The 7,696-nt window shown below is 70.9% G+C and carries 8 protein-coding genes; 5 read left to right on the top strand and 3 right to left on the bottom strand.

The genetic code is table 11. The features are described 5' to 3' along the window. Positions 1–31 precede the first annotated feature (31 nt). Positions 32–760 carry a 5-oxoprolinase subunit PxpA gene (locus VOI19_RS09830; RefSeq protein WP_323792784.1) on the bottom strand — a complete coding sequence of 243 codons (729 nt, stop codon included), beginning with the start codon at positions 758–760 and terminating at the stop codon, positions 32–34. 34 nt (positions 761–794) lie between these two features. On the opposite strand from VOI19_RS09830, the gene VOI19_RS09825 reads away from it, so the two are divergent. The 3 genes from VOI19_RS09825 (at position 795) to VOI19_RS09815 (ending at position 4,817) form a co-directional block, all read left to right on the top strand. Beyond that, positions 795–2,948, top strand: a complete 2,154-nt coding sequence (locus VOI19_RS09825) for a S9 family peptidase (protein ID WP_323792783.1) — start codon at positions 795–797, stop codon at positions 2,946–2,948. 186 nt (positions 2,949–3,134) lie between these two features. Beyond that, on the top strand, positions 3,135–4,100 hold the full coding sequence (locus VOI19_RS09820) for a sigma-70 family RNA polymerase sigma factor (protein WP_323792782.1): 966 nt from the start codon (positions 3,135–3,137) through the stop codon (positions 4,098–4,100). 261 nt (positions 4,101–4,361) lie between these two features. Further along, positions 4,362–4,817, top strand: coding sequence for a GNAT family N-acetyltransferase (locus tag VOI19_RS09815; protein ID WP_323792781.1), 456 nt, complete (start codon positions 4,362–4,364; stop codon positions 4,815–4,817). Here the strand turns inward: VOI19_RS09815 and coaE are convergent. Further along, the gene (coaE, locus tag VOI19_RS09810) at positions 4,798–5,391 is read right to left on the bottom strand and encodes a dephospho-CoA kinase (RefSeq protein ID WP_323792780.1); all 594 of its coding nucleotides are present in this window, start codon (positions 5,389–5,391) and stop codon (positions 4,798–4,800) included. The two genes, VOI19_RS09815 and coaE, sit on opposite strands and share 20 nt — an antisense overlap. Before the next feature lie 138 nt (positions 5,392–5,529). Here coaE and VOI19_RS09805 point away from each other — a divergent pair, with 138 nt between their 5' ends. Further along, positions 5,530–6,102, top strand: coding sequence for a hypothetical protein (locus VOI19_RS09805; RefSeq protein WP_323792779.1), 573 nt, complete (start codon positions 5,530–5,532; stop codon positions 6,100–6,102). Then, a complete protein-coding gene (locus VOI19_RS09800) occupies positions 6,102–6,602 on the top strand; it encodes a hypothetical protein (protein ID WP_323792778.1) in 501 nt (166 codons plus the stop codon). The genes VOI19_RS09805 and VOI19_RS09800 overlap by 1 nt, the downstream gene beginning before the upstream one ends. A gap of 3 nt (positions 6,603–6,605) precedes the next feature. Here the strand turns inward: VOI19_RS09800 and VOI19_RS09795 are convergent. After that, on the bottom strand, positions 6,606–7,696 hold a 1,091-nt coding region (locus VOI19_RS09795), incomplete at its 5' end, for a helix-turn-helix transcriptional regulator (protein ID WP_323792777.1).

The raw sequence follows: 7,696 nt of genomic DNA, 5'->3' as shown, positions 1-7,696 counted from the left end.
AGTGGTCTAGCGCGGCGGGTCGGAAGCGGGGCTAGAGCCCGCGCACCTGGAAGCCGGCGGCCTCGAGCGACTCCCGGCAGGCCCGCGCGTGGGCGACGGCTCCGGGTGTGTCCCCGTGGAGGCAGACCGAGTGCACCGAGCCCGCCAGAACCACCGCACGTCGGGCGATCTCCACGCTGTCGTCGAGGACAGCATCCGGCTGGTCGCGCCCGACCAGGCGTCCGTCGTCGCCGTAGGCGCGGTCGGGAAAGCCCTCGAGGTGCACGAGGCGACCCGCGCCGTACGCCTGGTCCAGCAGCACGCCCGGCATCCCCAGGACCGGCAGCGCCCCGGACCCGGCCAGCACCGCCGCCGCCTGCTCCTCGTCGTCCAGCACCCGGTGGTAGAGCGCGCCGTGCGGCTTGAGGTAGCGCACGTCGGTGCCGGCTGCGCGGGCGATCTCGGTCAGGACACCGACCTGGTGGGCGACCTGCTCGCGCAGGATCTCGTAGGCCACGTCGAGCGCGACCCGGCCGAAGTTGGGCCGGTCCGCGTAGGAGACCTGGGCGCCCACGCTGACCCCGACCTCGGCGGCCTGCTCGCAGACTGCGCGCATGATCGCCGCCGACCCCGCGTGGTAGCCACAGGCGACGTTGGCGCTGCTGACGACGGTGAGCAGCGCAGCGTCGTCGGTCACCTCCTCGCCGAGGTCGGCGTTGAGGTCGATGCTGCGGCTCGTCGGGGTCGAGGGACGCGGATCATCGGGTGACAGGTCAGCCATGGACCGAGGATGCCACCCGACTACCGTTCGTCAGATGAGCCTCCCCCAGCCGCCCACCGCCGCGCGACGGCCGGTCACCACCGAGCACCACGGCCACACCCGCGTCGATGCCTACGACTGGCTGCGCGAGAAGGAGTCGCCCGAGGTGGTCGCCCACCTCGAGGCGGAGAACGCCTACACCGAGGCCCGCACCGCCCACCTCGCCGAGCTGCGCGAGGAGATCTTCGAGGAGATCAAGGCCCGCACCCGCGAGACCGACCTCTCCGTGCCCACCCGGGTGCGCGAGCACTGGTACTACGGACGCTCCTACGAGGGCCGCGAGTACGGCGCGTCGTGCCGCGTGCCGGCGAACGGCCCGGACGACTGGACGCCGCCGCAGCCGGCCGAGGACGCCACCCCCGACCAGCCGGCACTGCCCGGCGAAGAGGTGCTCCTCGACCTCAACGAGCTCGCCGAGGGCCATGACTTCTTCTCCCTCGGCGGGTCCAGCATCAGCCCTGACAGCACCCTGCTCGCCTACGCGCTCGACTGCGTGGGCGACGAGCGCTACACGATCCGGGTTAAGGACCTCACCTCGGGCGAGCTGCTCGACGACGAGATCGTGGGAGTGCTCGGCGGAGCCACCTGGGACCGGGACGGCACCCGGCTCTACTACACGACCATCGACGACTCCTGGCGCGCCGACAAGATCTGGTGCCACCGGATCGGCACCCCCCAGTCCGACGACGAGCTCGTCTTCCACGAGCCCGACGGGCGGTTCTGGGTCGGTGTCGGACGCACCCGCACCGATCGCTTCATGATCGTGGCGACCGGCTCGAAGACCACCAGCGAGTACCACCTGCTCGACGCCGACGCCCCCGAGCTCGGGCTGCGCTGCTTCCGCGAGCGTGAGGAAGGGCTCGAGTACTCCGTCGAGCACGCCGTGATCGCCGGGGTCGACCGGTTCCTGGTCATGCACAACGGCAACGGGGCCGACTTCGAGCTGGCCGTGACCCCCGCCGTACCGACCCCGCGCGAGCACTGGGCCCCGCTGATCGCGCACGACCCCGCCGTACGGCTCGAGGACGTGGACGCGTTCGCGGGCCACCTGGTCGTGCACCAGCGCAGCGAAGGGCTGACCCAGCTGCGGATCCTCGAGCTCGGCGACGACGCCTCGGTGAACCACGGGGTCGTCGACGACTACCTCGTCGAGTTCGACGAGCCGCTCTACACCGTCGGGTCGGGCGGCAACCCACGCTTCGACCAGCCCACCGTGCGGCTGGGCTACACGACCATGACCATCCCCTCGTCGGTCTACGACTACGACGTCCGCACCCGCGAGCTCAGGCTGCTCAAGCGGGTCCCGGTCCTGGGCGACTACGACCCGGCCGACTACGAGGAGCACCGACTCTGGGCGCCCTCGACGGACGGCGTCCTGGTGCCGGTCTCGATCGTGTGCCGACGCGACGCCCGGGCCTCCGGCGAACCGCTGCCCCTCCACCTCTACGCCTACGGCGCCTACGAGATGTCGATCGACCCCTCGTTCTCGATCGCTCGGCTCTCCATGCTCGACCGCGGTGCGGCCTTCGCGGTCGCCCACGTCCGCGGCGGTGGCGAGATGGGCCGGCACTGGTACGACAGCGGCAAGCTCGCCGACAAGCAGCACACGTTCGACGACTTCGTCGCCGTGGCCCGACACCTCGTCGCCGGGGGTTGGACCACCCACGACCGGATCGTCGGAGAGGGCGCCAGCGCCGGAGGCCTGCTCGCGGGCGCCGTCGCCAACCAGGCGCCCGACGACTTCGCCGGGATCATCGCAGGGGTGCCGTTCGTCGACCCGCTGACCTCGATGCTCGACTCCACGCTCCCGCTGACCGTCACCGAGTACGACGAGTGGGGCAACCCCGAGGACGACGCCGAGGCCTACGCGACGATCGCCGCGTACGCGCCGTACGACAACGTCGGCGCGCACACCTACCCCGCGATCCTGGCCGAGACGTCGTTTCACGACACCCGGGTGCTCTACGTCGAGCCGGCCAAGTGGGTGGCCCGGCTTCGCGAGCTGGCCACCGACCCCGACGTGCTGATGAAGATCGAGATGTCCGCAGGTCACGGCGGCGTGTCGGGCCGCTACCAGGCCTGGAAGGACCGCGCCTTCACCCTCGCCTGGACCCTCGACGTGCTCGGTCTGGGGCCCGACGAAGGCTGAGAGGAGCACCCTCCCCCTGAGAAGTCCCTGAAATATCAACAGACAGGCAACTCTGCGCCAATCCGAACCGTCGTTCATGTCGAAGGACTTGCAAGCCTTCGGGGTGAGGTGGGAATCCACCACTCCCCGCCACCGTTGTAACAGACGAGGCCACACAGGTGGCTGACGACACAAGGAGGGGTCCCCATGGCAGTCCGGACCGCAACCAGGAGCACCAGCGTCTCCCGTGAGATCGAGGGACGCGACAGCGTCGGGCTGTACCTCGACGAGATCGCGCGCAACCCCCTGCTCGACGCTGCCATGGAGGTCGAGCTCTCCAAGACCATCGAGGCCGGCCTAATGGCCGAGGCCCTGCTCGCCGAGGGCCGGGTGGGTCGCCGCAAGGGCGGCGCACCGAAGCGCGCCACCGAGGAAGAGCTCGAGTGGCTCGCCGAGGAGGGCCGCAAGGCGGTCGACACCTTCATCACCGCCAACCTGCGGCTGGTCGTCTCGATCGCCCGCAAGTACGGCCGGGCCCAGATGCCGATGCTGGACCTCATCCAGGAGGGCAACACCGGGCTCATCCGCGCGGTCGAGAAGTTCGACTACACCAAGGGCTACAAGTTCTCGACCTACGCCACCTGGTGGGTCCGTCAGGCGATCACCCGCGGCATCGCGCAGCAGGCGCGCGTCGTGCGGCTCCCCGTGCACGTCGTCGAGGAGCTCAACCAGGTCGGTGGCGCCCGTCGCACGCTGGAGCGTCAGCTCGGCCGTGAGCCCGACCCGTCCGAGATCGCCGTCGAGCTCGGCCTCGACGTCGACCGCGTGCTCGACCTCATGGCCTGGGGTCGTGAGCACGTCAGCCTCGACACCCCCGTCGACGAGGACGGTGACACCTCGCTCGGAGACCTGATGGCCCAGGAGACCTCGCCCTCTCCCGACCTCACGGTTCTCGACGTCGAGGCCCGCGACCGTCTCAACGCACTCGTCGGGCACCTCGACGACCGCGCCGCCGACATCATCCGCTCGCGCTACGGCCTGGTTGATGGTCGTCAGCACAAGCTCGCCGACATCGGCGTCAAGCACGGCATCTCGGCTGAGCGCGTGCGTCAACTCGAGCGCGAGGCCCTGCAGAAGCTGCGCCGCATCGGCGACCCCGACCTTGCTGCCTGAGGCTGCCTGAGGCCGCCTGACGCAGCCTGATCCCGCCGCCGTCCCACCGCCCACCCGGGACGGCAGCGCGCACCGACGAGAGCCCCCGCCGAGCCACGGCGGGGGCTCTCGTGCGCGGGGCCGGCAGGAATACCCGGATCACCGGGTACTCCTGACGTTCTCAGGGGTTGCAATCCCTGAGAACGTCAGGGATTCCCTGAGGGGACTCCCCCGCACGCCGCTCCGCAGGGCACCGCGCAGCCGGACCCTAGGCTGACGCGCGTGCAGATCCAGACCGGTGACCTCACCGACCCTGAGGTGATCGCGTTCCTCGCGGCCCACGTCGCCCAGCTGCGCTCGATGGGTCCTCCTGAGTCGACGCACGCGCTCGATCTCGCAGGCCTGCGCGCTCCCGGCGTGCGGTTCTACACGGCGTACGACGGCGGCGAGCTGGTGGGCTGCGCGGCACTCAAGGACCTCGACGGCACCCATGTGGAGCTCAAGTCGATGCGGACGGCGCCCCACCGCACCCGGGAGGGCATCGCCGAGCGGCTCCTCACGCACGTGCTCGAGGCGGCCAGAGCAGGCGGCCACACGCGGGCCAGTCTCGAGACGGGCTCGTACGCCTTCTTCCACCCCGCGCACGCGCTCTACCGCCGGCACGGCTTCGAGGAGTGCGCGCCGTTCGGGAGCTACCGAGCGGACCCGCTGAGCGTCTTCATGACGCTGAAGCTGTGAGCTCGGCGTGAATCGCCTCGACCCGGGCTCGTAGTGCCTCGAGGCTGCCGGTGTTGTCGACGACATGGGTCGCGATCGCCAGCCGTTGCTCGCGGGTGGCCTGCGACCCGATGCGGGCGCGAGCATCGGCCTCGGTCCAGCCCCGGTCGCGCAGCATCCGCTCGACCTGCAGCTCCTGCGGGGCGTCGACCACCACCACGGCGTCGAACTCCTCGGCGCGCCCCGACTCGGCAAGGAGCGGGATGTCGTGGATGACGAGGTCCTCAGGGCCCGTGGCGCCCTCCAGCTCGGCGTACCGCTCGAAGACCAGCGGGTGCACGATCGCCTCGAGCTCTTTGCGCTTGGTCTCGTCGTTGAAGACGAGGGCTCCCATCGCAGGACGGTCCAGGTCGCCCTCGGCCGTGAGCAGCTCGGGGCCGAAGGCCGCGACGATCGCGGCGAGCCCCGGTGTCCCTCGCTCCACGACCTCGCGGGCGAGCTTGTCGCCGTCGATCACGACTGCCCCGAGCTCGGCGAAGATCGCCGAGACGGTGCTCTTGCCCGAGGCGATCCCGCCGGTGAGTCCTACGCGCATGAGCCCCACCGTAGGGGGCTTCCCACTCCGGCTCCGACGTGGCACCGGTCAGGCCTGCGCCACGAACCTCGCCCGCTGAGTAGTCGAGCGCCGCAGATGAGTAGTGCCCTCCCGCCCGTGTCGGACGACAATGGAGCGATGCGCCCCTCCGCCATCCATCGCCCGGCACGCCTCGTCGCCGCCTGCCTCAGCCTCGCCCTCGCAGTCGCGCTGACGGCTTGTGGGAGCGACCCGGCCGAGGAGGGCGCCACGGTGCCTGACGGCGGCGAGTCGGCCGGGTCTCCCGACACCGACACCGACGCCGACACCGTCGCCGACTCCCCCACCAGCAGCTTCGACGGCACGACCTACGAGGCCACGGGGGTGTTCACCTGCCTCACCCTGGGCGGCTCGGTCAACGCCGAGCTCATCTCCGACGACGACCTCGTGCGCATCGGGGTCTCCCTGCCCCCGCTCGACGCAGCGCCAGGCGAGTGGTCGGGGCCATCGGTCTACCTGCGAGACGACACCGACCCCGACGATCAGCTCCACCTGGAGTCGGGCAGCGAGATCAGCGGCTCGTTCGAGGGTTACGCGGACGTCGCGGTGGTCGACGACTACACGATCGACGGACAGACCGGCTCCGGGTCAGCGACCTTCATCGATCCCGGGATGGCCATGGCCGGAACAGCCGAGCCCGTCACGGGCACGTTCACGGTCGGGTGCGAGTGATGACGACCATGCGGCGAGGGGGCCTCTGCCTCGCGGGCCTGAGCGTCGTCCTCAGCCTCACCGGCTGTGCCGGCGCCACCGAAAAGGCCATCGAGGGCGCCACCGGCACCCAAGTGGACGTGGACGGTGCCGAGGTGAGGATCGAGAACGAGGACGGGTCGATCGTCTCGAGCAGCAGCGGCAACCTGCCTGAGGACTTCCCCGAGTCGGTGGTGCTGCCCCAGGGCTACACCGTGCTCACCGCCAACGAGCAGTCGATCGAGGGCCTGGTGGGCTTCATCCTCATCGGATCGGTCGACGCGCCGCCGGCGGACGTCGCTGCCGAGCTCGAGTCCGCCTACGACGTCGAGCCCACGCAGTCCTTCCAGTCCGGGGAGGTGCGCAGCCTGGAGTACGCCGACGTGGACGGCATCAAGGTCGGCTACACGATCAACGAGGACGCCGACGGCAACGCCGTCGTCACCGTGGCTGCTCACCCCGTCCTGGAGTCCACCAGCTAGCGCTCAGCCCCGTCGCTCACCGCGCACGGTTCCCGCAAGCACCGGACCGATCCGTGCGGCGAGCTCATCGCGACCCACCAGGCCCAGCACGCGGTAGACCTTGCCGAGGTGATTGTCGACCGTGCGCACCGAGAGCACGTGACCCTCCGCGATCTCGGCGCTGCTGGCTCCCCGGGCTGCTGCCTGGGCAATCTCCAGCTGACGCGCTGTCAGACCCGCCGGCGGCCTGCTCGCCAGGAGAGGCGTGCACGGCCCGTCGCAACGCGCCTCCCAGATCTGGGACAGCACCGAGGCCCAGCTCACCACGCGGTCGTCGGCCGAGGACCGGGCCAGCAGCAACGCTCGCTGTGCCTGAGCCTCCGCTGCCAGCAGCCACGCACCGTGGCGCGCGAACGCCGTTGCCACCTCACCGAGACCCTCGGGATCCTCGGCGCTCGTCACCACGGCGTGACGCGCCATCGTCTCGAGGAGAGCCGCCCCCTCGGTCTCACGCACCGCGTCCTGCACGTCGTCGGCCACCTCGCGGGCGCCCGCTGCGTCGCCGAGACGGACGGCGTCGTGCAACGCCATGACCCCCCAGGTGATGTGTTGCGCCTCGACCCCGGCCCGACCACCGGCCGCGGCCGCTCCCACGGCGGCGGTCCGGTCGCCGGCCACCGACCTGCTCCACGCCAGCGCGCGAGCCACCCAGATGTCGATGCGTGGGTCGGGTCCGGATCCACGAGCGCGGAGCCGTTCGAGGTCGGCGACCGCTACGCTCAGTCCCCGCATGCCCCCGATCAGCGCCTCCAGCGCCACGGCCTGGTCGCGCAGTCCGAACGGATCGATCACTTCCGCTGCCCCTCTGCCGTCTGCGGCGTCCTGGGTCGCCGCCGTCAGCTGCCCCGTCATCGATCGGGCGATGCCCAAGGTGTCAGACCAGGCAGTCGCAGTGAGCGGACTCGCACGCGGGCCCCCGACCTCAGCGAGGCCCAGCGCAACGGCCTCGTCCAGCGCTCCCGAAGCCATGGCGGCGTGGGCCTGCATGATCAGCACCTGGTCGCAGGCGAACGGCAGCGCCGCCCCGGCCTCGGCTGCCGCGGCGACCCCGGTCG

The organism is Nocardioides sp. (genome assembly GCF_034670285.1).
In the GTDB taxonomy this organism is placed as follows: domain Bacteria; phylum Actinomycetota; class Actinomycetes; order Propionibacteriales; family Nocardioidaceae; genus Nocardioides.
The sequence above is the reverse complement of the archived record's forward strand: the minus strand, read 5'-3'. Positions and strand labels throughout refer to the sequence as shown.